Source organism: Novosphingobium sp. PY1, assembly GCF_017312445.1.
GTDB lineage: Bacteria > Pseudomonadota > Alphaproteobacteria > Sphingomonadales > Sphingomonadaceae > Novosphingobium.
In genome coordinates this window covers 504,815-528,942 of the sequence record NZ_BLTI01000008.1, presented here as the reverse complement: position 1 = coordinate 528,942, position 24,128 = coordinate 504,815, and the positions used below count along the sequence as shown (strand labels likewise).

General features: G+C 65.0%; 22 protein-coding genes. 16 read left to right on the top strand and 6 right to left on the bottom strand.

Translation table 11 applies throughout. From position 1 onward, the window contains the following. Positions 1-6: 6 nt before the first annotated feature. The 4 genes from J3474_RS13865 to egtD all read left to right on the top strand — a co-directional run bounded on the left by J3474_RS13865 (position 7) and on the right by egtD (position 6,767). A complete protein-coding gene (locus J3474_RS13865; RefSeq protein WP_207094573.1) occupies positions 7-2,925 on the top strand; it encodes a pitrilysin family protein in 2,919 nt (972 codons plus the stop codon). Positions 2,926-3,108: 183 nt separating this feature from the next. Beyond that, positions 3,109-4,482 (top strand): class II 3-deoxy-7-phosphoheptulonate synthase, encoded by a 1,374-nt coding sequence (locus tag J3474_RS13860; protein WP_013833133.1) that lies wholly within the window; start codon positions 3,109-3,111, stop codon positions 4,480-4,482. 50 nt (positions 4,483-4,532) lie between these two features. Beyond that, positions 4,533-5,768: an ergothioneine biosynthesis protein EgtB gene (gene egtB, locus J3474_RS13855; protein WP_207094572.1), complete on the top strand. Its 1,236-nt coding sequence runs from the start codon at positions 4,533-4,535 to the stop codon at positions 5,766-5,768. A 3-nt stretch (positions 5,769-5,771) separates the two neighbouring features. Next, entirely contained in the window at positions 5,772-6,767 is a 996-nt protein-coding gene (gene egtD, locus J3474_RS13850) for an L-histidine N(alpha)-methyltransferase (protein ID WP_207094571.1), read from the top strand. A 27-nt stretch (positions 6,768-6,794) separates the two neighbouring features. On the opposite strand, the gene J3474_RS13845 is transcribed toward egtD, so the two are convergent. Next, a complete protein-coding gene (locus tag J3474_RS13845) occupies positions 6,795-7,535 on the bottom strand; it encodes an SDR family NAD(P)-dependent oxidoreductase (protein WP_207094570.1) in 741 nt (246 codons plus the stop codon). Continuing rightward, a complete protein-coding gene (locus J3474_RS13840; protein ID WP_013833137.1) occupies positions 7,528-9,054 on the bottom strand; it encodes a replicative DNA helicase in 1,527 nt (508 codons plus the stop codon). Before J3474_RS13840 ends, J3474_RS13845 begins: the two co-directional genes overlap by 8 nt. Positions 9,055-9,186: 132 nt before the next feature. On the opposite strand from J3474_RS13840, the gene J3474_RS13835 reads away from it, so the two are divergent. The 3 genes from J3474_RS13835 to J3474_RS13825 are packed head-to-tail and all read left to right on the top strand — an operon-like array spanning position 9,187 to position 10,834. Then, positions 9,187-9,669, top strand: coding sequence for a UPF0262 family protein (locus tag J3474_RS13835; RefSeq protein ID WP_007011542.1), 483 nt, complete (start codon positions 9,187-9,189; stop codon positions 9,667-9,669). An 11-nt stretch (positions 9,670-9,680) separates the two neighbouring features. Next, entirely contained in the window at positions 9,681-10,403 is a 723-nt protein-coding gene (locus J3474_RS13830; protein WP_013833138.1) for a glycoside hydrolase family 25 protein, read from the top strand. After that, positions 10,400-10,834, top strand: a complete 435-nt coding sequence (locus J3474_RS13825) for a cytidine deaminase (protein WP_207094569.1) — start codon at positions 10,400-10,402, stop codon at positions 10,832-10,834. Before J3474_RS13830 ends, J3474_RS13825 begins: the two co-directional genes overlap by 4 nt. Positions 10,835-10,869: 35 nt before the next feature. Here the strand turns inward: J3474_RS13825 and J3474_RS13820 are convergent, their stop codons facing one another. The 3 genes from J3474_RS13820 to J3474_RS13810 all read right to left on the bottom strand — a co-directional run bounded on the left by J3474_RS13820 (position 10,870) and on the right by J3474_RS13810 (position 13,407). Next, positions 10,870-12,009, bottom strand: a complete 1,140-nt coding sequence (locus J3474_RS13820) for a M14-type cytosolic carboxypeptidase (protein WP_207094568.1) — start codon at positions 12,007-12,009, stop codon at positions 10,870-10,872. Further along, complete coding sequence (locus J3474_RS13815; protein WP_207094567.1) at positions 12,006-12,614, bottom strand: DUF4136 domain-containing protein; 609 nt, start codon at positions 12,612-12,614, stop codon at positions 12,006-12,008. Before J3474_RS13815 ends, J3474_RS13820 begins: the two co-directional genes overlap by 4 nt. Positions 12,615-12,678: 64 nt before the next feature. Next, positions 12,679-13,407, bottom strand: coding sequence for a DUF4136 domain-containing protein (locus tag J3474_RS13810; protein WP_242528404.1), 729 nt, complete (start codon positions 13,405-13,407; stop codon positions 12,679-12,681). 214 nt (positions 13,408-13,621) lie between these two features. On the opposite strand from J3474_RS13810, the gene ykgO reads away from it, so the two are divergent. The 6 genes from ykgO to J3474_RS13780 all read left to right on the top strand — a co-directional run bounded on the left by ykgO (position 13,622) and on the right by J3474_RS13780 (position 18,689). After that, positions 13,622-13,747 (top strand): type B 50S ribosomal protein L36, encoded by a 126-nt coding sequence (gene ykgO, locus J3474_RS13805; protein ID WP_004210176.1) that lies wholly within the window; start codon positions 13,622-13,624, stop codon positions 13,745-13,747. A gap of 101 nt (positions 13,748-13,848) precedes the next feature. Beyond that, positions 13,849-14,460, top strand: coding sequence for an HAD family phosphatase (locus J3474_RS13800; protein WP_207094566.1), 612 nt, complete (start codon positions 13,849-13,851; stop codon positions 14,458-14,460). A 145-nt stretch (positions 14,461-14,605) separates the two neighbouring features. Further along, positions 14,606-16,042 (top strand): circularly permuted type 2 ATP-grasp protein, encoded by a 1,437-nt coding sequence (locus tag J3474_RS13795; RefSeq protein ID WP_013833144.1) that lies wholly within the window; start codon positions 14,606-14,608, stop codon positions 16,040-16,042. Continuing rightward, entirely contained in the window at positions 16,042-16,989 is a 948-nt protein-coding gene (locus tag J3474_RS13790) for an alpha-E domain-containing protein (RefSeq protein WP_007011534.1), read from the top strand. Before J3474_RS13795 ends, J3474_RS13790 begins: the two co-directional genes overlap by 1 nt. A gap of 10 nt (positions 16,990-16,999) precedes the next feature. Next, the gene (locus tag J3474_RS13785; RefSeq protein WP_007011533.1) at positions 17,000-17,863 is read left to right on the top strand and encodes a transglutaminase family protein; all 864 of its coding nucleotides are present in this window, start codon (positions 17,000-17,002) and stop codon (positions 17,861-17,863) included. 64 nt (positions 17,864-17,927) lie between these two features. Then, positions 17,928-18,689, top strand: coding sequence for a proteasome-type protease (locus J3474_RS13780; RefSeq protein WP_013833145.1), 762 nt, complete (start codon positions 17,928-17,930; stop codon positions 18,687-18,689). A 247-nt stretch (positions 18,690-18,936) separates the two neighbouring features. Here J3474_RS13780 and J3474_RS13775 read toward each other — a convergent pair whose 3' ends face one another. Then, positions 18,937-19,596, bottom strand: a complete 660-nt coding sequence (locus J3474_RS13775) for an extensin family protein (protein WP_207094565.1) — start codon at positions 19,594-19,596, stop codon at positions 18,937-18,939. A gap of 204 nt (positions 19,597-19,800) precedes the next feature. On the opposite strand from J3474_RS13775, the gene J3474_RS13770 reads away from it, so the two are divergent. The 3 genes from J3474_RS13770 to J3474_RS13760 all read left to right on the top strand — a co-directional run bounded on the left by J3474_RS13770 (position 19,801) and on the right by J3474_RS13760 (position 23,917). Then, positions 19,801-20,931: a phosphoserine transaminase gene (locus J3474_RS13770; protein WP_007011530.1), complete on the top strand. Its 1,131-nt coding sequence runs from the start codon at positions 19,801-19,803 to the stop codon at positions 20,929-20,931. 105 nt (positions 20,932-21,036) lie between these two features. Continuing rightward, on the top strand, positions 21,037-22,623 hold the full coding sequence (gene serA, locus J3474_RS13765) for a phosphoglycerate dehydrogenase (RefSeq protein WP_013833147.1): 1,587 nt from the start codon (positions 21,037-21,039) through the stop codon (positions 22,621-22,623). A gap of 166 nt (positions 22,624-22,789) precedes the next feature. Further along, positions 22,790-23,917 carry an ATP phosphoribosyltransferase regulatory subunit gene (locus J3474_RS13760; RefSeq protein ID WP_207094564.1) on the top strand — a complete coding sequence of 376 codons (1,128 nt, stop codon included), beginning with the start codon at positions 22,790-22,792 and terminating at the stop codon, positions 23,915-23,917. The last annotated feature ends 211 nt before the right edge of the window (positions 23,918-24,128 follow it).

Sequence of the window (24,128 nt, the reverse complement as noted above, 5' to 3'; positions counted from 1 at the left end):
TGCGGGATGACGAATTATTCGCGCGCCGCCGCTCGCTCGCTCGCCTGCCTGATGCTGCTCAGCCAGACTCCGGTCCAGCCCGTCCTGGCCCAGGAAGTCGCCGCTCCGGCCAAGCTCGATGACAGCGACCCGTGGCTCTATCGCGGCAGCGACATTCCGCACGATCCGGATTGGCACTTTGGCGAGCTTTCGAACGGTCTGCGCTACGCCGTGCGCAAGAACGGCGTGCCGCCCGGGCAAGTCTCGATCCGCATTCGCGTCGATGCCGGCTCTCTCTATGAGAAGGACTCCGAGCGCGGTTATGCGCACCTTCTCGAGCACATGCTCTTCCGCCAGTCGAAGTACATTCCCGAGGGCACGGCGATTGCCGCCTTCCAGCGCCTGGGCGCGACCTTCGGCAGCGATACCAATGCCGTGACCTCGACGACGCAGACGGTGTTCAAGCTCGATCTGCCCAATGCGACGCCGGAATCGCTCGACGAGACCTTCAAGCTGATGTCGGGCATGGTCAGCGCGCCCACGTTGTCGGCCTCCAACCTCAAGTCCGACCTGCCGATCGTGCTGGCTGAAATGCGCGAACGCGGCGGCGCTTCCAAGCGCGTGCAGGACGCGATGCAGCAAGTCTTCTACGCCGGGCAGCCGCTGTCCGTGCGTGAACCGATCGGCACCGTGCAGTCCCTGACTGCGGCGACGCCGCAGTCGGTACGGGCCTTCTATTCGCGCTGGTACCGGCCCGATAACGTGGCGGTGATCGTGGCGGGTGACGCCGATCCGGCGACGCTGGCCAGCTACGTGAAGAAGTGGTTCGGCGACTGGAAGGCCAGCGGCGCGCGTTCTCCCGCGCCCAGCTTCGGCGATCCGGCTGCGCCGGCCGGGGCCGATCCCCGCAACCCCGTGGGCGAAACCCGCGTGCTCGTCGAACCCGACCTGCCGCCCTCGATGATGTACGCAATCCTGCGTCCCTGGCGGCAGGTGACGGACAACATCGTCTATAATCAGGGGCTGATGATCGATTCGATCGCGCAGGCCATCATCAACCGTCGTCTGGAATCGAAGGCGCGGGCAGGGGGCAGTTATCTCTCTGCCTCGGTCAACCAGGACGACGTCTCGCGCTCGGCCGATGCGACGTTCGTCTCCGTGACCCCGCTCGGCGACGACTGGGAAGCCGCGCTGAAGGACGTGCGCGCGGTCATCGCCGATGCCGTCTCCCGCCCGCCGACGCAGGAAGAGATCGACCGCGAAGTGGCCGAACTGGATGTGGCCTTCCAGGTCCCGGTCGAGCAGCAGCGCATCCTGCCCGGCTCGAAGCTGGCCGACGATCTCGTCAACGCGCTCGACATCCGCGAGACTGTGGCCGCGCCGCAGGACGTGCTGCGCATCTTCCGCGAGACGAAGCCGCTCTTCACGCCCAAGGCCGTCCTCGAGCACACACAGGCGCTGTTCTCGGGCACCGTGACGCGCGGGCTGTTCACCACGCAGAAGGCCGGACAGGCGAGCGATGCCGAATTGCGCCAGGCCCTGCTCGATCCGGTCAAGCCGGATGAGAGCGTGCGTCTGGCCGCCAATGCGGCTCCCGTATCGTTCGACCAGCTGCCGGCTATCGGCAAACCGGCGAAGCCCGAGGCGGAATTGCCGGTGGGGCTGCTCGACATCGAGGAACTGACTTTCGCCAACGGGGTGAAGGTCCTGCTCTGGCCGGTTCAGGAAGAGCCGGGCCGGGTCATGGTCAAGGTGCGCTTCGGCGGCGGCTATCGCTCGATCGATCCCAAGGATGCGCCCTACATCACGCTGGGCCAGTACGCGCTGGTCGGCTCGGGCGTGGCCACGCTGGGCCAGGAAGATCTCGACAGGGTCGCCACCGGGCGCAAGCTCGGCTTCGATTTCGACGTGCAGGACGCCTCGTTCCAGTTCTCTGCCGAGACGCGCCCGTCCGACCTTGCCGACCAGCTGTATCTTTTCGCGGCCAAGCTCGACCTTCCCAAGTGGGACACCAGTCCTTTCCTGCGCGCGAAGGCAGCGGCGAAGATCCAGTACGATACCTTCGCCACGTCGCCGCAGGGCGTGCTGAACCGCGACCTGCAGTTCTACCAGCGCGGCGAGGACCCGCGCTTCGCAACGCCGACCCCGGCCGAAATCGAGGCGACCACACCCGAGGGCTTCAAGCGTGTGTGGGGCAAGGCCCTGCACGACGGTCCGGTCGAAGTGCAGATCTTCGGCGATTTCGACAAGGCCGCGGCGATCGCATCGCTGGAGAAGACCTTCGGCGCGCTCAAGCCGCGCACGCCCGCGCCGTCGACTGCCGATCTTGCCAACGTCTCCGTGCCCCAGCCATCCGACAAGCCTATCGTGTTGCATCATCACGGCGACCCGGATCAGGCGGCGGCGGTCATTTCCTGGCCGACCGGCGGCGGTTCGATGGGCATTCGCGAATCCCGCCAGCTGGAGATCCTGACCCAGCTGTTCACCAACCGCCTGCTCGATGCCGTGCGCGAGAAGCTGGGCGTGAGCTACGCGCCCTACGTCTATTCCTCCTGGCCGGTGGACCTGCAGGCGGGCGGATCGATCACGGCGATGGCGCAGGTCGATCCCAAGTCGGTCTCCGTGTTCTTCCAGACCGCCGACGAGATCGCGCAGGACCTGATCAACAATCCGCCGACGGCCGACGAACTGGCGCGTGTAACCGAACCGCTGCGGCAGCAGGTAACGCGCGCGGCTTCGAGCACCTCGTTCTTCATGAGCCAGCTCGAAGGCGCGACCGAAGAGCCTTCGCGCTTCGGCACGATCCGCACCGTCCTTTACGATTATACCGAGACGACGCCGGAAAAGATGCAGGCGCTGGCCGCCCGCTATCTGGGCAAGAATGCCTCGTGGCGGCTGGAAGTGATGCCCGAGGGCAAGACTTCGGGGACTATTGCCAGCCGCTGAAGCAGGCGGTCGCAAACCCTTGCGGCACATGGCCTTGCGGCCGGCGCCGCGAAATCGGGGCGCAATCGATCATACTGATCGGCCAAACCGGCTTTGCAAAAATTGCTTCGGGAGGGTATGGGGCCCGCCTTACATTAGCTTGCGCGCGCCAGGGAGAGCGGCGCGACTTGAGGAGTAACCGAAGTGGCTAGCAATTGGACCCCGGACGGCTGGAAGGCGCACGAAGCGCGCCACCTTCCGGTTTATGGCGATGCGGAGAAGCTGAGCGAGGTTGAGGCCACGCTTGCAAAGTTCCCGCCGCTGGTCTTTGCCGGCGAGGCGCGCGAGCTCAAGAAGGACCTGGCCGAAGTGGCCGAAGGCCGCGGTTTCCTGCTCCAGGGCGGGGACTGCGCCGAGAGCTTTGCAGAGTTCCATCCCGACAATATCCGCGACACGTTCCGCGTGCTGCTGCAGATGGCGGTCATCCTGACTTTCGCCAGCAAGCAGCCGGTGGTGAAGGTCGGCCGCATGGCCGGCCAGTTCGCCAAGCCGCGTTCCGCGCCGACCGAGAAGGCCGGCGACCTGGAACTGCCCAGCTACTTCGGCGACATCATCAACGGCATCGAGTTCGAGCCGGAAACGCGCCGCAACGATCCGGAGCGCATGCTGCGCGCCTTCTCGCAGTCGGCTGCGACGCTCAACCTGCTACGTGCCTTCGCGGGCGGCGGCTATGCGAACCTGCGGCAGGTTCACCAGTGGACGCTCGATCACATCGACCGCAGTCCCTGGGGCGAGAAGTTCTCGCAGATGGCGGACCGCATCGGTGAGGCGCTGGACTTCATGGCGGCCTGCGGCGTCGATCCGACGACCGTGCCGCAGCTGCAGGGCACCAGCTTCTACACCAGCCACGAGGCGCTGCTGCTGCCGTACGAGCAGGCGCTGACCCGCCGCGATTCGCTGACCGGCGATTGGTACGACTGTTCGGCCCACATGCTGTGGATCGGCGATCGCACCCGCTTCGAGGGTTCGGCTCACGTCGAATTCCTGCGCGGCGTGGGCAATCCGATCGGCATGAAGTGCGGCCCTTCGCTGGAGCCCGACGCGCTGCTGCATATGCTCGACACGCTCAACCCCTCGCGCGAGCCGGGCCGCATGACCCTCATAAGCCGCTTCGGGCATGACAAGGTCGAGGCCGGGCTGCCCAAGCTGGTGCGCGCGGTAAAGGCGGAAGGGCACCCGGTCGTCTGGTCGTGCGACCCGATGCACGGCAACGTCATCAAGGCGGAATCGGGCTTCAAGACCCGTCCCTTCGAACGTATCCTCGGCGAAGTCCGCGGCTTCTTCGCCGTCCACCGAGCCGAGGGCACCCATGCGGGCGGCATCCACATCGAGATGACCGGGCAGGACGTGACCGAGTGCACCGGCGGCGCCATCGCCATTACCGACGAGGCGCTGGCCGATCGCTACCACACCCATTGCGACCCGCGCCTCAACGGCGCGCAGTCGATCGAACTCGCGTTCGAAATGGCAGACCTGCTCAACCTCGAAGCGACCGCTCACCACAAGCAGGCAGCATAAATTAATTGGTCGATGGGGAGCCTGAGCGCCGCAAGGGCGTTAGGCTTCCCATGGACCTTGCGCACAGTCTGTCCGCGGCGGGGCGATCCCGCAGCCTGTCCGAACGCTTTCGGACCTTGCGCAGTGCCAGCGTCTCGTTGGTTTCCCCGCTGTCGGATGCCGATGCGACGATCCAGTCGATGCCCGATGCATCGCCTGCCAAGTGGCATCTGGCGCATACCACGTGGTTCTTCGAAACCTTCCTGCTGCGCGATCATCTGAACGGCTATGGCCTGTTCGACGAGCGTTGGCCCTACCTGTTCAATTCCTACTACGAGGCCGAGGGCGAACGCCACGCCAGAGCCGCGCGCGGCATGCTCTCGCGCCCCTCGCTCGACGAGGTGCTGGACTATCGCGCCCATGTCGACGCGGCGATGGAAGGCCTGCTCGAGCGAGATGAACTGGCCGACCTGATCGCGCTGGGCATCGCCCATGAAGAGCAGCACCAGGAACTGCTGCTCACCGACATCAAGCACGCGCTCTGGCGCAATCCGCTGGGTCCCGCTTACGGCGACCTGCCCGAGGGCGGGGTGGATCGCGGGCAGGGCGATCAGGGCTGGATCGAGCATCCCGGCGGGATCGCGATGATCGGACACAAGGGCCCCGCCTTCGCCTTCGACAACGAAGGCCCTGCGCACCGCGTTCTGCTCGAACCCTTCGCCCTGTCGCGCAGGCTCGTCACCAACCGCGAATGGGACGCGTTCATCGCCGATGGCGGCTATCGCACGGCGGGCCTGTGGCTTTCGGACGGCTGGGCCTGGGTGCAGGAGAATGCCATCGCAGCGCCGTTCTACTGGCGCGAGGGCGAGGCCTTCACGCTCGGCGGGTGGCGAGACCGCGATCCGGATGCGCCGGTCACGCATATCAGCCATTATGAGGCTGACGCCTTTGCGACCTGGGCCGGGCTGCGGCTGCCCACCGAGTTCGAGTGGGAAGTCGCCGCGCGCGACAGCGATCCGTCAGCGGGCGTGCAGTGGGACGGCGGTGCGGTCCATCCCTCCGGCACGGACCAGTTGTTCGGCGACTGCTGGCAATGGACCCGCTCGGCCTATCTTCCCTATCCCCGCTTCCGCCCGGCTGAGGGCGCGGTGGGAGAATACAACGGCAAGTTCATGAGCGGCCAATGTGTGCTGAAAGGCGCAAGCTGCGCCACGCCGCGTGGCCATTCACGGGCCACCTACCGCAATTTCTTCCAACCATATCAGCGCTGGCAGTTCACCGGCCTGCGTCTAGCAAGGGATCTGTAAGCCATGGCCACTGCCGCACCCTGCCTTTCCGAAATACCGCGCGATACACTCCAGGCGCAATTCCGGGCAGAGGTGCTGCAAGGCCTGTCCCAACCGCGCAAGGCGATCCCCGCCCGCTGGTTCTACGACCGGCGCGGCAGCGAATTGTTCGAGGAAATCACCCAGCTCGAGGAATACTATCCCACGCGCACCGAGATCGGCATACTCACCGACCGGCAGGACGAAATCGGCCGCGCCGTCGGTTCGGGCCGGGTGATCGTTGAATTCGGCGCGGGCAGCGCAACCAAGACGCCGCTTCTGCTCGATGCCGCGGCGCCCAGCGCCTATCTGCCCATCGACATTTCCGGCGATTTCCTGCGCGATGCCTGCGGCCCGCTGGAGGACTCCTATCCCGAACTGCCGATCGTACCCGCCGAGGCCGATTTCATGCAGCCCATCGCGATAGAGGCGCTGCTGCCCGATGGGATGGAGCAGGAACAACGGCTGGGTTTCTTTCCCGGCTCGACCATCGGCAACATGGAACCGCGCGCGGCGATAGATCTGCTGCGCTCCATGCGGGAGACGCTGGGGCCGGACAGCCTGCTGCTGATCGGCATGGACCGGGTCAAGCCGCGTCCGGTTCTCGAGGCTGCCTATGACGACGCGCGCGGCGTGACTGCCGCTTTCAACCTCAACCTGGCCGCCCGCATCAACCGCGAACTCGATGGATCGCTGCCCCTCGACGGCCTGCGTCATCGCGCCGTGTGGAACGACCGTCACGCGCGGATCGAGATGCATCTGGTAGCGCAGCGGGACATCGGTTTCGAAGTCTGCGGACGGCACTTCACCATGGACGAGGGTGAAACGATCCACACCGAGAACAGCCACAAGTACGACATGCGTAGCGCTGCGACACTGCTTCTCGGCGGCGGCTGGGAACCGCTCTCGACATGGTGCGACGAAGACAGCCGCTTCATGGTCGTCCTTGCCCGGGCGATGCGCAACGATCTTTCCGCCTGAGACCGTTCGCAAGCGAAGCGGCGGCTCTCAGGCGCTCAGGCCGCCGTTTATGCTGATCACTTGCCCGGTGATCCTGCGGGCCCTGTCGCCGCACAAGAACAGTGCAATCGGCGCGATATCCTCTGGCGTTGGCAGGCTGAGGCCGGCCCTTCGGGACACGCGCGACATGAATTCCGCGCCCTTGCGCCGGGAGGTGTCGGTTCCAGCGACATAGCTTGGCGAGATCGCGTGAGCCCGAATCCCGTCGCGCGCGGCCTCGATGGCGAAGTTTCGGATGAAGCCGATGGTCGCGGCGCGCGCCGCGCCGACAAGGGTCTGGCGGCGTGCGGCATGGATTCCGGCATCGGAAACGAAAGCGATCAGCGTTCCGCCTTCCTGCGCGAGAAAGGCAAATGCGGCATGGGCCAGCCTCTCGAACCAGCCCACCGAGACGTCGAGAAAGTCCGTGAAGACATCGGGTGAAGTCTCTGGAAACAGGCCGGTTATACCCATCGGTCCGCAAGTCGTGCAGTCGATCACCGCGTCGATCCGGCCGAAGTGTTCGGCCACTTCCGCGACGAGCGTTTCGGCGGCCTCGTCCTCCCGGATATCCGCAATGAACCCGTCTATCGTGCCCTGGTCGGAAAGGCCGGCGACGAGGGCGTGAACCTTGTCCTCGCTGCGCCCGTGAACGGCGACCTTCCAGCCTTCGGCCAATGCCTCGTGCGCGATGGCGCTGCCGACCGAGCCGCTGCCCCCGGCCACCAGCAGGACCCGGCCGTCAGTCACTGTCGTACTGGTTGGCCCTGAGATCGTCCGGAGCGAGGTCGGAGAACTTGGTAATGCGCGCCTCGAAGCGCAGGCGCACCTTGCCGGTGGCGCCGTGGCGCTGCTTGGCGATGATCAGTTCGGACAGGCCGGTGACTTCTTCCATCTTCTGGCGCCAGGCTTCCCACTTGTCCTTGACGTCGGGGGAGTCCGTGTCGCTGGGGAACTTCGGCTCGGTCGCCTTCACGTAATAGTCTTCGCGGTAGACGAACCAGACCATGTCGGCGTCCTGCTCGATCGAGCCCGACTCGCGAAGGTCGGAAAGCATCGGGCGCTTGTCGTCGCGCTGTTCGACCGCACGCGAAAGCTGCGAAAGGGCGATAACCGGAACGTGAAGTTCCTTCGCCAGGGTCTTGAGACCGCGCGAAATTTCCGAAATCTCGTTGACGCGGTTGTCGGTCGCGCGGCCAGAGCCCGAAAGGAGCTGCAGGTAGTCGATGATGACGAGGCCGATGTCGTGGCGGCGCTTCAGGCGGCGGGCACGGGTGCGTAGCGCGGCGATGGAAAGGCCGGGCGTATCGTCGATGAACAGGGGCAGTTCCGCCAGTCGCTGGCTGGCGAAGGAAAGCTGCTGGAAGTCCTCGCGGCTGATCTTGCCCATGCGCAGCGCTTCGGAACTGATGCCCGACTGTTCGGCGAGGATACGCGTGGCGAGCTGGTCGGCGCTCATTTCCAGGCTGAAGAAGGCAACCGCCGCACCCACCGACTTTTCGGTCTCGATGCCGTCGGCATGGTCGCGCTGCAGCCGGTCGGCGGCGTTGAAGGCGATGTTGGTGACGAGCGAGGTCTTGCCCATGCCGGGACGTCCGGCGAGGATGATGAGGTCGGAATCGTGCAGGCCGCCGATCTTCTGGTTGACCGAAGTGAGGCCGGTGGTCTTGCCCGAGATGTGGCCGCCCGAATTGAACGCCTTCTCGATGGCCGAAATGGCGGTGCGGGTGGCGACGCCGAAGCTCTGCGCCTCATTCGCGGTCGCGGCGCCTTCCGCCACCTTGTAGAGCGCAGCCTCGGCCTGTTCGATCTGCTCCATCGGCTCGACCGATTCGGAGGTGTCCATGGCCCCTTCGACGAGGCCGCGGCCGACCGAGATCAGTTCGCGCAGGAGCGCAAGGTCGTAGATCTGTTCGGCCAGTTCGCGCGGGGCCAGCAGGCCCTGTCCATCGGCAGTCAGGCGGGCGAGGTAGGAAACGCCGCCCAGCGCCTTGAGCTGTTCGTCCGCTTCGAAATACGGCCGCAACGTGACCGGGGTAACCACCGCCTTGCGGTCCAGCAGTCCCAGGATACGCTCGTAGATGCGGGCATGGACGGGTTCGAAGAAGTGTTGCGGCCCAAGCTGGGTCTGCAGTTCCTCGATCACGCGGTTGTCGATCAGGACCGCGCCCAGGAACGCGGCCTCGGCCTCGACGTTGGAGGGCAGGGCCCGCACTTGGGCGGAATCGTTGGTATCGGAGACCCGAAGTAGAAGCTGTTCTTGCGACATGAGGAGGTCGACAATGCTCTTCTCGAGTGCTGCCAGCAAGCCACGAGTGTTGCCATTTTCATCCACAGCTTGTGGAAGGATACGGAACGGCTTGCCCGCCCATGCTGCAAGCGCGTAAAGGCCGTTCGCATCATGGCGGACCCGCGCATCACGCATATCGAACTCGACGACGCGACCATTCTGTGGCGCAACGCCGATATCGAGCAGGAACGGCGTATCGCCATCTTCGATCTTATCGAAGACAATATTTTCAAGCCGATACGCGCATTCGAGGCCGGTCACGAAGGCCCTTACCACCTGCGGCTTTCGGTGCGGGACGGGCGCCTTTCGCTGGAAATCTCGGACGAGAAGGGCGCCGCGCTGGAGACGATGGTGCTGGGACTCGCGCGATTCCGCCGTCCCATCCGCGAATATTTCGCGATCTGCGAAAGCTACTACCAGGCGATTCGCAAGGCGACGCCGCAGGAAATCGAAACGATCGACATGGCCCGGCGCGGCGTCCACAACGAGGCGGCCGAACTGCTCGTCGAACGGCTCGAGGGGAAGATCGAGACCGACTTCCCCACGGCAAGGCGGCTTTTCACCCTGATCTGCGTCCTGCATATCCGCGGTTGAGGGGGCAGGACATGGCACGAAGAAAAAGCGCCGGAAGGGCGCGGGCAGGCGGCACCGGCTGGAAGCTGCGGCTGCTTGGCGCGGTCCTGCTCATCGCGATCGTCGCAGGTGCCTGGGGCTGGTGGCACTTGCGCCACTGGACGCCGGATCGCGCGATCTATCCGGTGCAGGGCGTGGAGATCGGCGTCGACGACGGTCCGGTGAACTGGAAGTCGATCAAGGCCATCGGCGCCGACTTCGCCTATATCGACGCCAGCGCCAGCGCATTTGCCCGCGATCCGCGTTTCGTGGAGAATTTCGAGGCTGCACGGGCAATCGGCATGCAGGTGGGCGCGGTTCACCGCTACGATCCTTGCCAGCCGGCAGAAAAGCAGGCGGCGAATTTCGTCACCACGGTGCCGCGCGATGCGGATCTGTTGCCGCCGGTCGTCGATCTCGAGATGCTGGCCGGCGACTGCCCGGTGAAAGTCTCCGACGCCAAAGTCGAAAGCGAACTGATGACTTTCCTCAACCAGGTCGAGACCCATGCCGGCAAGGCGGTGATCCTGAAAGTCTCGCCCGGGTTCGAGTCGCGTTATCAGGTGGCCAACAAGCTCGACCGCAACCTCTGGCTCATGCGCGACCGCTTGCTGCCGGATTATGGCGGGCGCCCCTGGACGCTGTGGACGGCGAACGGTGCGCTGGCAAACGAGGTGGCGGCCGACGGCCTACGCTGGGTCGTCGTGCAGCCATGAGCGCGGCGCCGGACCGTGAGGCCCTGATCGCGGCGGCCCGCGAGGCGGCGGGTCTGGCCTATGCGCCTTATTCGAAGTTCCATGTCGGCGCCGCACTGCTTTTCGCGGACGGCTCGGTGGTGACCGGCGCCAATGTCGAAAACGCGAGTTACGGCCTGTCACTGTGCGCAGAGACGGTGGCTTCGGCGAAAGTCCTGTCCTCCGGCGGGAGGGGCGGATTGATCGCCGTGGCGGTGACAGGCAGCGTGCCCGGCCAGCCGGGCAGCGGGGCCACGGTCACGCCATGCGGGCGCTGCCGGCAGGTTCTCAACGAACTGGCGCAGCTGGGCGGTACCGATCCGCTCATCTGGTGCGATGGCGATAACGGCGGGCTTGAGCTGCGCCTGTCCGAACTGCTGCCCCACGCCTTCGGTCCCGCCAATCTGGGGTAACCGAAGGCGGCAGGCGCGGCGAAGTCAGCGGGCGTTCAGCCTTCGCGTTCGATCAGCCATTCCAGCAGGGCCCCAAGGCAGTCGCGGCCCAGTTGCATCGAGCGTTCCGGGCTCCATTCCTGTTTCGGGTCGGCAGCCGGGTTGTGGTCCTTGAACGGCATTTCCAGCGTCATCGCGACGCAGCCGAAGCGTTCGGCAAGCTGGTTCGTCGACATCGCAAGATTGCCCTTGCCGGGCCGCGCGACCGGGTAGCCGAGCTTGCTCTGGAAATCGGGCGTGCGCCGCTCCAGCAGGGCGGCGTAGCGGTCATACCCTTCCTTCTGCTCGGGCTTGAGCGAGGGGATGCCCTCGAACCCTGCCAGGAATACGGCGGGAATCGCTTCGTCGCCATGCACGTCCATGGCGAAGTCGACCCCGCTGGTGTCCATGGCCTTGCGGATCGCCAGCACTTCGGGCGAACGTCCGGCGCTCGGCTCGTCCCATTCGCGGTTGAGGTTCACGCCCGCGGCATTGGTGCGCAAGTGGCCGCGGCGCGAACCGTCGGGGTTTGCATTGGGCACGACATGCAGGCGGCAGCGACGGCGCAGTTCGCGGCCCACCGAACTCGCCGGGTCGGCCAGCAGGTCCAGCGCGCCTTCCATCCACCATTCGGCCATCGATTCGCCCGGGTGCTGGCGCGCATAGAGCCAGACATGCACGGGGCCATCGCCGATCTCGAGGCAGTCGACCGGCTGACCGTCCAGGGTGGTGCCCAGGCAGCTGTAGGCGACGCCGTCCGCAGCCGCGATGCGCGCCACCAGGTCATGGTGCCGCTCCATCGAATAGGGCGCGAAATAGGCGAACCAGGCAAGATCGCCTGATGGGCGGTAAGTGATGGTGAGGGTGCCGCCGTCGCGGCTCTCGTCCCATTGTCCGGCGGCGCGGCCCCAGAACCGGCGATCTTCGCTGACGGCCGCATTGTAGCTTGCCCAGCCCATCGGATAGGCCGAGCCGTTGAGGCCGGTGATCCGCAGCGTCACTTCGCGTCCCTGCGCGCCGCTGACGCGGAAGTGGAACCACTGGTAGAAGTCGGACTCGTGGTCGCGCCGGATGGCAAGGCGCGCCTCGGTACCGTCGATGGAAAGGACTTCGATGTTGCCGGAATCGAATGCGGAGGTGATCTGGATCTCTGTCATTTCACGAGGATAGTTTCCCCGGACTGGCCCGGAAAGTCCTTGAACAGCGCTTCGGCCATTTTCGCGGCCCCCAGCGACGTCTGGGCGAGGGGAGACTTGCTGCTGACCGAGAACTGCGCGCGGCCTTCCCAGATGGTGCGGCCGCTTTCGCGTTCGCGGATCATCACGTGCATTTGCGTTTCCACTTGCGCAGGTGGCGGTCCGGACAGGTCGATGCCGAGACCGACGCCCAGTCCCGAGCCGTAACTCCCGGTGCTGCCGCCCACGCCGACCGATACCGGGCTGCCGTTGCGGACCGGGGCGAGGGTGTGGCGCTCGACGGACAGCTGTGCGACCTGCTGGCTGGGGGCCGCGCCGGGCAGGGGCGCGGTGTAGCCGACGCGGGTCAGTTCGCGCAGGACGGCGCCGGAGAAGGCACCGAATTCCATCCCGGCCTCCTGGCCTTCGGACGGTTCGACCGCGATCGTGCCCCGGCCCAGCGGAATCGCGCCGGCGGCATGAAACCGGGTGACTTCTACCGGTCCGACCGGCGCGACGCAGCCGCCCAGGAACAGGCTCGTCGCCAGGACGGCGGCGCCGCCAAGGGCTTGCAGGGTATGGCGCATTTCAACCTCTCCGGTGCTCAGGCATGTGCCGGTGTGCCGCCTGCACCGGGAGGATGCAAGTCGCTCAGTTTTCCGGGGCGGCTACCGGGTCCGCCTTGGGGAAATTGTCGAAGAGAGCGGTGGCCAGCTTGCTGGCGATGCGGTCGTCGCTCCAGTCTCCGTCGCCTTCGCGCGTGGCGATCGTGGCGTAGCCTTCCCACAGGACCTTGCCGCTGGCCTCGTCGACGATGCGCGTGTCGAGCCGGGTGGAAATCAGCGCGGCGCGCGGCTTGGTAAGGTCGATGTTGATGCCAAGGCCATAGGCCGAACCCCGATTGCTCACGCCCATAGCGGCGGTGCCGCTTACGGGACTGCGCTTTTGCTCGGCAGGGGCAAGCACTTGCCGGGTGATGCGCAGCCGGGCGACCTGCCCCGGCGTTGCGCCGGGATGGAGCGTGTCGTAGCCCGCACCGACCAGCGCGTTCTCGATTGCTGCTTCGTAAGTGGCCCGCTTGCCGGAATCGAACCAGGGGCCGTCGCCCGATTCCGATTCGACGGTGACCGGGCCGTGACCCAGGGCCGCGGCGGCATCGCCTTGGGCCGCGAAGCGGCTGACCTCTACCCGGCCCTCGCGCGAATCGCGGGACCGCGATGCGGCGCGCGCGGAAAGGCGGTCGGGATAGCGGTCCAGCGGATCGTCCCAGCCGGAACCCCAGCCCAGCGGGCGGGCGAAAGCCGGGATCGGCGCGAAGGCAGGGGATAGCGCCATGGCGGCCATGCCCGCGGCGAGAAGCGCGCGCTTGTGGTTGTGCATTACCGTCTTCTCTTTTTTCGAGTTCAGTGTCGTCGCGCCCGGCGATGGTATATGATGGCGTGCCATTGCCGGGCGATGAACGGAGCCTAAATCTCAGTCGGATGCCGCAGGAATTGCCCACCGGCGCTTGACTTTGCAGGCAGCGACCATTAACGGCGCGGCTTCAATTTTCCGGCGGTCGGTAACCGCCCGACACACGCAGACGAGACAAACGATGAAGATTCGCAATAGCCTCAAGTCGCTCAAGGGCCGTCACCGTGACAACCGCGTGATCCGCCGTCGCGGCCGTACTTATGTCATCAACAAGACCAATCGCCGCTTCAAGGCGCGTCAGGGCTGATTCGTTTCGCCCATCCCTGTCGAACCCGGCAGGGATAACCGGCGGACCGGCCCATTGGTTCTGAAAGACATGAGGCCCCCGCCATTCGCGGGGGTCTTGTCTTGTCCGGAACAATCGAAGCCGTCGTTTTCGACGTGGGCCGGGTGCTCGTCCAGTGGGACATGCGCCGGCTCTTTGCGAAACTGATTGACGATGCCGATCGGCTCGACTGGTTCATGACCCATGTCGTGACCGAGGAATGGCACTTCCTGCACGACGCCGGCCGCGATCTTGGCGAACTGGTCGCTGAGCGCAAGGCGCAGTTTCCCGGCAACGATCACCTGATCGACGCTTATGCCACCCGCTTTCTCGAGACCATTCCCGGCAATGTTCCGGGCAGCCACGAGATCGTGCGCGAACTGGCCGGGCGCGATGTGCCGCTTTTTGCCATCACCAATTTCGCCAGTCCGTTCTGGCGCGAGTACCGGGAGAGCGAGCCGCTGTTCGACCTGTTCGGCGACATCGTCGTTTCGGGCGACGAGAAGATCGCCAAGCCCGATGCGCGCATCTTCGAGATCGCCTCGCGCCGTTTCGGCCATGAGCCCGGCGCGATGATCTTCATCGACGACAATGCGGCAAACATCGAAGCTGCGGACAGGCTCGGCTGGAACGTCCATCACTTTACCGACGCGCCCCGGCTGCGCGAGGACCTGACGCGGCGCGGGCTGCTCTGAAGGCACTGGCTCCGGTCAGCTGACCGGGAGCGGATCGGTCCGGTTTCGGCCGCTTTCGCGTGCAGAAAATTTATTTCGCAACTGCAGCGTAAACCCTTGGCAACTCCCCATCCATGTTGCATCACATGGACAAACGGGAGTCACAATGTCGGCTGCTAACAGTATCAAGTATGACGAGATGCTCGACGAGGACGGCTCGGTCCGTCCTGCCTACGCCGATTTCAGAAACTGGTACGACTCTCAGGACAAGGCCTGGCTGAAACGCCAGGACGCCGAGGCCGAAAGATTTTTTCGCCGCATCGGAATTACTTTCAACGTCTATGGCGACGATGCCGCCGAAGAGCGGCTGATCCCGTTCGACATGATCCCGCGGATCATCACCGCGCGCGAATGGCGCAAGCTGACGCGCGGGATCGAGCAGCGGGTGAGGGCGCTCAATGCCTTCCTGCAGGATCTCTACCACCGGCAGGAAATCATCCGATCCGGGCGCCTGCCGATCCACGCCCTGCGCAACAACGAGGCGTTCCTGACGCAGATGATCGGGTTCACGCCGCCGGGCGCGGTCTATACCCACATCGTCGGCATCGACCTCGTGCGCACCGGCCCCGAGGAATTCATGGTGCTGGAGGACAATGCCCGCACCCCGTCCGGCGTCTCGTACATGCTCGAGAACCGCGAGACGATGATGGCGATGTTCCCCGAGCTGTTTACCAGGATCCCGGTGCGACCGGTCTCGGACTATCCGCGCCGCCTTGCACGCTCGCTGCGTGCCTGCGCGCCGCCGGCCTTCAAGGGCAGCAAGCGGCCGGTGGTCGCGGTGCTGACTCCGGGCATCTACAATTCGGCCTATTTCGAGCACGCCTTCCTGGCCGACCAGATGGGCGCGGAACTGGTGGAGGGCAGCGACCTTCGCGTCGTCGACGGCCGCGTCGCGATGCGCACCACCTGCGGCTACAAGGCGGTGGACGTGATCTACCGCCGTGTCGACGACGACTTCCTCGATCCGCTCAGCTTCAACAAGAACTCGGTTCTCGGCGTTGCCGGGATCATGGACGTCTATCGCGCCGGTGGCATCACGATCGCCAATGCGCCGGGCACGGGCATCGCCGACGACAAGGCGATCTACAGCTACATGCCCGAAATCGTCGAGTTCTACACCGGCGAGAAGCCGATCCTGGACAATGTGCCGACGTGGCGTTGCAGCGAGCCGGACTCGCTCGCCTACGTGCTCGACAACCTGAAGGACCTCGTCGTCAAGGAAGTCCATGGCTCGGGCGGCTACGGCATGCTCATCGGCCCGACCTCCTCGAAGAAGGAACTGGCGGCCTTCGAGGAGAAGCTGCGCGCCCGGCCGGAAAACTACATTGCCCAGCCGACGCTCTCGCTCTCGACGGTGCCGATCTTCACGAAGGAAGGCCTCGCCCCGCGCCACGTCGACTTGCGGCCCTTCGTACTGGTGTCGCCCGACGGCATCGACATCACGCCGGGCGGCCTGACCCGCGTGGCGCTCAAGAAAGGTTCCCTGGTAGTCAACTCGTCGCAGGGCGGGGGCACCAAGGACAGCTGGGTTCTGGACGAATAATGCTCGGTCGTGCTGCCTATGGCGTCTTCTGGATGGCCCGCTACCTCGAGCGGGCGGAGAACACCGCGCGCCTGATCGACGTCGGTTTCCACCTCGCGCTGACCCGCGGGGACAAGGCCTCGCAGGACGAGGAGTGGAAATCGGTCCTCACCACCACCGGCCAGCTCGAAGCCTACAAGGCGGCGCACAAGGACATGACCGGACCGCAGGTGTTCAACTACCTGCTGCGCGACAGGGAGAACCCCGCCAGCGTCCTCAGGATGGTCGAAGCCGCCCGCACCAATGCGCGGGTCGTGCGCACAAGCATCACCAACGAGGTCTGGGAAGCCACCAACGACGGCTGGATGACCTTGAGCGAGATCCTCTCGCGCCCGGTGCGCGAGAGCAACCTGGGCGAAGTGCTCACCGCCGTTCGCGGTCAGGCGACCCTGGTGCGCGGCGCCATGGGCGGCTCGATGCTGCGCAACGACGTGTTCAACTTCGCGCGCATCGGCACTTTCATCGAGCGCGCGGACAACACTGCCCGCATTCTCGACGTGAAGTACTACGTCCTGCTGCCGTCCGTCGCCTGGGTCGGCTCCAGCCTCGACAATGCCCAGTGGGATACGCTGCTGCGCTCGGTTGCGGGCAGCCGCGCCTATTCCTGGCTCAACGCCGGTTCGATGGACCCGCGCGACATCGCCCGCTTCATGATCCTCGACGGGCAGTTCCCGCGCAGCCTGGTGTTCTGCTTCGAGAAGATCCGCAGCAACATGGCCGGGCTGGCCAAGCAGTACGGGCATGAGACCGGCGCTCACGAACTGCTGCGCAACGTCGGCGCGCGACTGCACCAGACGACGATCGAGGAGATCTTCGACATGGGTCTGCATGAGTTCCTTCAGGACTTCATCGGCAAGACCAACCTGATCGGCGACGCCATTGCCGCCGACTACCGCTTTATTGAATGAGGCTCGCCTAGTGCTCCTGACCGTAACGCACACGACCCGTTATGCATTCGCCGACAGTGTCACGCACGGTTTGCAGCGCCTGAGATTGAAACCCAAGTCCACCCACGGCCAGGAAGTGATCGAGTGGGACATGGACCTTTCCGGCGCAAAGCGCGAAGCCGAGTATGACGACCAGCACCACAATCATACCGAACTGGTCTCGATAGAACCGGGGGTGCCGGAAGTCGTCGTGACCTGCCGCGGGACGGTGCGCACGATGGACAACAACGGCGTCACCGGACAGCACACCGGGCACATGCCGCTCTGGTGCTTCCTGCGCCCGACGCCCCTGACGCGCGCGGGCAACAGGGTTCGCTCGCTGGTCGCCTCGATCGGGGTCGACCGTCACGATACGCTCAACTACCTTCATGCCCTGTCTCACGCCATTGCAGAGCAGGTCGAGTACCTTCCGGGCACGACCGACGTCACCACCACCGCGGAACAGTCGCTGACCGCGGGGCAGGGCGTGTGCCAGGACCACGCTCACATCTTCATCAGCGCCGGACGGCTCCTCGACATCCCGATGCGCTACGTCGGCGGTTACCTGTTGATGGACGAGAAAGTGGAGCAGGAGGCCGGCCACGGCTGGGCCGAAGCCTACGTGCAGGGGCTGGGCTGGGTCGGTTTCGACATCTCCAACGCGATCTGTCCCGATGAACGCTATATCCGGGTCGCTACCGGCTGCGACTACAGCGAGGCCGCCCCGGTCACCGGAATCGCCATCGGTGCTGGGGAAACGCAGCTCGATGTGCATTTGTCGGTCGGCCAGAAGATGCTAGGGGGACAGCAGCAGTCCTCGCCAGGCGGGCAGCAGCAGCAAATGCAGGGTCGCTGAGCGGCCGCTCAGGGCGCTGTGCCGGGCGGGGTTCGCTGAAGCGGTTGCAGGGGCTTAGAATTCCATGACTTATTGCGTGGGCATGATGTTGGAACGTGGCCTCGTGCTCATGAGCGACACGCGGACCAATTCAGGCGTCGACAATATCTCCACCTTCCGCAAGATGTTCCACTGGGAAGTGCCCGGGGAGCGCATCATCGCGGTGATGTCGGCGGGCAATCTGGCAACCACGCAGGCCGTCGTCAGCCAGCTTGAAGAGCGTAACAAGGCGCCTTCCGATCGTCACAACTCGCTGCTCGATGCCGAATCGATGTTCCAGGTGGCGACCATTGTGGGCAATCTCCTGCAGGACACCATCGCCGTGCGCGCCGCCGACAACGGGCAGAGCGCAGCGGGAACCTTCAGCGCCTCGCTGATCGTCGCAGGGCAGATCAAGGGCATGGAGCCGCGTCTCTTCCTGATCTACCCGGAAGGCAATTTCATCGAGGCTAGCTTCGACACGCCTTTCTTCCAGATCGGCGAAACCAAGTACGGGCGCCCGATCCTCATTCGCGGCTACGAGCCCAAGATGAGCTTCGAGAATGCAGTCAAGCTGATGACCGTATCCTTCGATTCGACGCTCAAGGCGAACCTGTCGGTCGGCATGCCACTCGATCTGCTGGTGATCGAACGCGACACTTTCACGCCGCTGCACGAACGCCGCATCGAATGGGACGATCCCTATTTCCAGGCGATCTCTACCGGCTGGGGCGAAGCCTTGCGCCAGGCGCTGGACGCCTTGCCGGACTATCACATGGATACTGCCCTGCAGACGGCTGCGGAGTGAGCCTGCTGCTTGGCCGGGGTTTCACTGGGCCTCGGCGTCATCCTGAACCCGTTGCAGGATTCATGTCTGCGGATCGGACGGCAGTGCCCAAGGCAAGATAGATCCTGCAACAGGTTCAGGATGACGCGTGAGGGCAGGGGTGATCCTGTCCATTTAACCATGCGTCCTGGCCTGCAGGCCAGGATCAGCCTGAGCGCAGGTTGCTGCCTGCACATCCAAGCGTGAAGCCAGCGGCAGAGCCGCCTATCTATCGGCAGAAATTCGCCCCGTCGGCTTCCAGGTGGAAGTGATTGCGGTGTGCCGCATTGTACTGCGGGCCAAGGACGGTTCCGAATCGCTTGCACGCGCTCTTGTGCACGACGCGCAGGAACCGGCGTTCGGCATCGGTCCCGCCGTCCCAGTCGTCCAGCACGCTGATCCGGCGCCCGTCGTCGAGCACGAAGGCGGAAACGTCGATGGCATTGGCGGTTGCATGACCGGAGCGGCGGTTGGTCCCCGCGACATTGCGGCAACTGTAGCTGCCGTAGGTCTCGATTCGCATGACCCGGCTGCCGAGGATCTGTTCGGCCGCGCGGTCGACGCCGAATCGGGCCCAGCCGGCAAAGTCGGTTGCCACCGAGCAGGTGACGGGACCGAGATTCGACAATTCGAGAGATGCCGTATCGCTGCGCAGGCTGGCTAGCCGGACCGTGCCGACATTGGAGCAGCCCTGGCCGAAATACTGGTCGGGCAGGGGCGTGAACGAGGCGTGCTGTGCGCCCAGTTCGGAAAGGCACTGGCGGTAGGCCGGACGCGGGCTGAGAGTGCCGGAAGCGGGGCGCGAGGCCGACTTTTGCGTGGCCTGGGGAATGTCCATGCAGGCGGCGAGCGGGGCCAGCAGCGGCAGGATGAGCAGGAGTCTGCGCATGAACAAAGTCTCGCAGGGATTGGTTAACAGAATATTGCCAAGGCCATCGGGTCTCGGTCTTTGCGATGAAGCGAGCGCAGGCTTCACCGTCAGGGGCATGCGTTATCCACTGCAATGCGATTGACAATTTCGGGTGGGAGACTAGAGGCGGCTCCGGGCCACGCGGTCCCAACGCCGCGCGAGCTCTCTGCAAGGAGAGTCTTTATGACTGATATTACGATACCGACGCGCAAGCCTGCGCGTCCGCACTTCTCTTCCGGTCCCTGCGCCAAGCCGCCGGGCTACTCCCCCGAAAAACTCAGCGTCGAATCGCTTGGCCGCTCGCACCGCGCCAAGATCGGCAAGTCGCGCCTTCAGTACTGCATCGACCTGATGCGCGAAGTGCTGCAGCTGCCCGAGACGCATCGCATCGGTATCGTCCCCGGTTCGGACACCGGCGCGTTCGAAATGGCCATGTGGACCATGCTCGGCGCGCGCGGCGTGACGACGCTGGCTTGGGAAAGCTTCGGTGAGGGTTGGGTCACCGATGCCGTCAAGCAGCTCAAGCTGGATCCGACCGTGATCCGCGCCGACTACGGCCAGTTGCCGGATCTTTCGCAGGTGGATTGGAGCAACGACGTGCTCTTCACCTGGAACGGCACCACTTCGGGCGTTCGCGTTCCGAATGCCGACTGGATCCCGGCCGACCGCGAGGGCCTGTCCTTCGCCGACTCGACTTCCGCCGTTTTCGCCTACGACATCGACTGGTCGAAGATCGACGTCGCCACCTTCTCCTGGCAGAAGGTCCTGGGCGGCGAGGGCGGCCACGGCGTCCTGATCCTCGGCCCGCGTGCCGTCGAGCGCCTTGAAAGCTACACCCCGTCCTGGCCGCTGCCGAAGGTCTTCCGTCTCACCAAGGGCGGCAAGCTGACCGAAGGCGTGTTCAAGGGCGAGACGATCAACACCCCCTCGATGCTTGCCGTCGAGGACGCGATCTTCGCTCTCGAATGGGCCAAGTCGCTGGGTGGTCTTGAAGGTCTCAAAGCCCGTTCCGACGCCAATGCCGCTGCGCTCGACAAGATCGTCGCGGAGCGCGACTGGCTCGGTCATCTCGCTGCCGATCCGGCCAGCCGTTCGAAGACCTCGGTCTGCCTGACGGTCGAAGGCGCCGACACCGACTTCATCAAGAAGTTCGCTGCGGTCCTCGAAAAGGAAGGCGCTGCCTTCGACGTAGCCGGTTACCGCGACGCCCCGGCTGGCCTGCGCATCTGGTGCGGCGCCACCGTCGACACCCAGGACATCGAGGATCTCGGTCCCTGGCTCGACTACGCCTACGCCACCGTCAAGGCCGGCTAAGCCAATCAATTCGTCATCCCCGCGAAGGCGGGGATCCATACTACCTAAAGGTTAGACGCAAGGGCGGATAGAATGTCCGCGCTTGCGGGAATGACGAGGAAAGACATGACCACCAAGCCCAAAGTCCTCATTTCCGACAAGATGGACCCCAATGCCGCGCGCATCTTCGAGATCCGCGGTTGCGACGTCGACGTGATCACCGGCGAAACGCCGGAACAGCTCATTGCCCGTATCGGCGACTACGATGGCCTTGCCATCCGCTCCTCGACCAAGGTTACCAAGGAGGTTCTCGCCGCGGCGAAGAACCTCAAGGTGATCGGCCGCGCCGGCATCGGCGTCGACAACGTCGACATCCCGGCTGCTTCGTCGCAGGGCGTCGTCGTGATGAACACGCCCTTCGGCAACTCGATCACCACGGCCGAACACGCCATCGCCCTGATGTTCGCGCTGGCCCGCCAGCTTCCCGAAGCAAACGCGCAGACGCAAGCGGGCCTGTGGCCGAAGAACGGCTTCATGGGCGTTGAAGTCACCGGCAAGACCCTCGGCCTCATCGGCGCGGGCAACATCGGTTCGATCGTCGCCAGCCGTGCGCTGGGCCTGAAGATGAAGGTAGCCGCCTTCGACCCGTTCCTCACGCCTGAGCGCGCCGTGGAAATGGGCGTCGAGAAGGTCGACCTCGACACGCTGCTCGACCGTGCCGACTTCATCACGCTGCATACGCCGCTGACCGACCAGACCCGCAACATCCTGAGCCGCGAGAACCTCGCCAAGACCAAGAAGGGCGTGCGCATCATCAACTGTGCGCGTGGCGGCCTGGTCGACGAACAAGCGCTCAAGGACCTGCTCGACTCCGGCCATATCGCCGGTGCGGCTCTCGACGTGTTCGTCACCGAGCCGGCCAAGGAATCGCCGCTGTTCGGTACCCCGAACTTCATCTGCACCCCGCACCTCGGTGCTTCGACCAACGAAGCGCAGGTCAACGTGGCGCTGCAGGTGGCCGAGCAGATGGCCGACTACCTCGTCAACGGCGGCGTCACCAACGCGCTGAACATGCCGTCGCTCTCGGCCGAGGAAGCGCCGAAGCTCAAGCCCTACATGGCGCTTGCCGAACAGCTGGGCAGCCTCGTTGGCCAGCTCACGCATGACTCGGTTCCGCGGATCTCGATCCACACCGAGGGCGCTGCAGCCGAACTGAACATGAAGCCGATTGCAGCCGCCGTGCTCGCCGGCTTCCTGCGTGTCCAGTCGGACTCGGTAAACATGGTCAACGCCCCGTACCTCGCCAAGGAGCGCGGTCTGGAAGTGCGTGAGGTCAAGACCGAGCGCGAAGGCGACTACCACACCCTGATCCGCGTCTCGGTGAAGACCGAAGCGGGCGAGCGTTCGGTGGCCGGCACGCTGTTCAATAACGTCGAGCCGCGCCTGGTCGAACTGTTCGGGATCAAGGTCGAAGCCGAACTGGCCGGGCACATGATGTACATCGTCAATCAGGACGCACCGGGCTTCATCGGCCGCATCGGTTCGCTGCTGGGTGAAAACGAGATCAACATCGGCACTTTCAACCTCGGTCGCCGTGAAGCCGGCGGCGAGGCCGTGCTTCTGCTCTCGGTCGACAGCGCTGTGCCGGAAGGCGTGCTCAAGCAGGCCTGCGAAGTGACGGGCGTGCGCATGGTCAAGGCGCTCTCGTTCTGATCGGAACGTAACAGCTCCCAATGCAAAGGGGCCGGTGCGTTGCACTGGCCCCTTTCTTTTTGGCGGGCAGAGAAGGGAGCGAAAGCCTTCTGTGAATGCGGCCTTGCACCTTGCAGTCCAAACGCATTCGACAATCCGCTCCCTTGCCGTTAAGGGCCCACCCATCATGCAGGATACCGATCGTGATCTTCTGCCCGAGGGGCTTGGTGACAGGTTGCCGCAGCAGGCGGCCGTTTCGCAGCGTGTGCGTCGCACCGCGCTGGATGCCATGGCGAGCCATGGCTATGAGCGGGTGGAAACGCCGACCATCGAATTCGAGAAGTCGATGGCCAGCCGCATGGCCGGCGTCCAGGTGCGCCGCATGTTCCGTTTCGTCGATCCGGTGTCGTTGCGCACGCTGGCGCTGCGTTCGGACATCACCATGCAGGTCGGTCGCATTGCCGCTACCGGCCTTGCCGCGGCGGCGCGTCCGCTGCGCCTGTGCTATGCCGGGCAGGTCGTCACCATCAAGGGCGACGGGCTCGACCCGGCGCGCGAACGGCTGCAGCTCGGCGCCGAGCTGATCGGCAGCGATTCCGTTGCCGCTGCCGCCGAGATCGTCGAGATCGCCATCGAGGCGCTGCGCGCTGCCGGTGCCAGCGGCATTTCGGTCGACTTCACGCTGCCCGATGTCGTCGATGCCCTTTCGGCCGAAGCGCTGCCGTTGGCGGCCAGCCAGATAGAAGCGGTGCGCCAGATGCTCGATGCCAAGGATGCTGGCGGGCTGGTCGATGCCGGGGGTGAGGCGTACCTGCCGTTGCTCTATGCCGTCGGTCCGTTCGAAACCGCGATCGAGCGGCTTGCTGCTTTTGACAACGCGGGCGTTCTTGCCGGGCGCATTGCAGGCCTGCGCGAAATCGCCGCACGGGTGGATGGCAAGGCACGCCTGACGCTCGATCCGTCCGAACGTCATGGCTTCGAATACCAGTCCTGGTTTGGCTTCACGATCTACGCAGAAGGCGTATCGGGCAGTCTGGGACGGGGCGGTACCTACCGCATTCTCGGCCAGCTCGGTGGACAAGATGGCGAACCGGCGGCCGGATTCTCGCTCTATCCAGATCCGCTGATCGAAGTTCTCGCGAGCGAACCGCAGGATACGAAGAAGCTCTTCCTCCCGCTCGGGCACGATGCCCGCGTGGCCGAGCAGCAGCGCGCGGTCGGCTGGACGACGGTGGCCGCGCTTGGTGAGAACGACGACCCCATCGCGCTGGGCTGTTCGCACCGGCTGGAAAACGGCGAGGCCGTTCCTCTCTGACGTCATCTCGGGGGCGAATCGGTCCGCCGCAACCGACAGGCCAGAGTGGCCCGAGGTTGTGCCCTGAAAAACTTGCCGCCGACGCACAGCGCAGGAACGCTGCTGTGCGTGCTATCCAGCTGTGAACCGTGCCTCCGGGGAAACCTTGCACGATGTTCTTGCAGGCTCGGACCTTGAGCCAAGATCGGCGTTTCACATGGCTTTCCCGGCA

Coding starts and splice junctions, on each gene's coding strand:
- J3474_RS13815 (WP_207094567.1), bottom strand. CDS start 12,614: ATGCGCCATACCCTGCAAGCCCTTGGCGGCGCCGCCGTCCTGGCGACG.
- ykgO (WP_004210176.1), top strand. CDS start 13,622: ATGAAGATTCGCAATAGCCTCAAGTCGCTCAAGGGCCGTCACCGTGAC.
- J3474_RS13760 (WP_207094564.1), top strand. CDS start 22,790: ATGCAGGATACCGATCGTGATCTTCTGCCCGAGGGGCTTGGTGACAGG.
- J3474_RS13865 (WP_207094573.1), top strand. CDS start 7: ATGACGAATTATTCGCGCGCCGCCGCTCGCTCGCTCGCCTGCCTGATG.
- J3474_RS13830 (WP_013833138.1), top strand. CDS start 9,681: ATGGCACGAAGAAAAAGCGCCGGAAGGGCGCGGGCAGGCGGCACCGGC.
- J3474_RS13795 (WP_013833144.1), top strand. CDS start 14,606: ATGTCGGCTGCTAACAGTATCAAGTATGACGAGATGCTCGACGAGGAC.
- egtB (WP_207094572.1), top strand. CDS start 4,533: ATGGACCTTGCGCACAGTCTGTCCGCGGCGGGGCGATCCCGCAGCCTG.
- J3474_RS13775 (WP_207094565.1), bottom strand. CDS start 19,596: ATGCGCAGACTCCTGCTCATCCTGCCGCTGCTGGCCCCGCTCGCCGCC.
- J3474_RS13810 (WP_242528404.1), bottom strand. CDS start 13,407: ATGCACAACCACAAGCGCGCGCTTCTCGCCGCGGGCATGGCCGCCATG.
- egtD (WP_207094571.1), top strand. CDS start 5,772: ATGGCCACTGCCGCACCCTGCCTTTCCGAAATACCGCGCGATACACTC.
- J3474_RS13780 (WP_013833145.1), top strand. CDS start 17,928: ATGACTTATTGCGTGGGCATGATGTTGGAACGTGGCCTCGTGCTCATG.
- J3474_RS13825 (WP_207094569.1), top strand. CDS start 10,400: ATGAGCGCGGCGCCGGACCGTGAGGCCCTGATCGCGGCGGCCCGCGAG.
- J3474_RS13835 (WP_007011542.1), top strand. CDS start 9,187: ATGGCGGACCCGCGCATCACGCATATCGAACTCGACGACGCGACCATT.
- J3474_RS13840 (WP_013833137.1), bottom strand. CDS start 9,054: ATGTCGCAAGAACAGCTTCTACTTCGGGTCTCCGATACCAACGATTCC.
- J3474_RS13770 (WP_007011530.1), top strand. CDS start 19,801: ATGACTGATATTACGATACCGACGCGCAAGCCTGCGCGTCCGCACTTC.
- J3474_RS13820 (WP_207094568.1), bottom strand. CDS start 12,009: ATGACAGAGATCCAGATCACCTCCGCATTCGATTCCGGCAACATCGAA.
- serA (WP_013833147.1), top strand. CDS start 21,037: ATGACCACCAAGCCCAAAGTCCTCATTTCCGACAAGATGGACCCCAAT.
- J3474_RS13790 (WP_007011534.1), top strand. CDS start 16,042: ATGCTCGGTCGTGCTGCCTATGGCGTCTTCTGGATGGCCCGCTACCTC.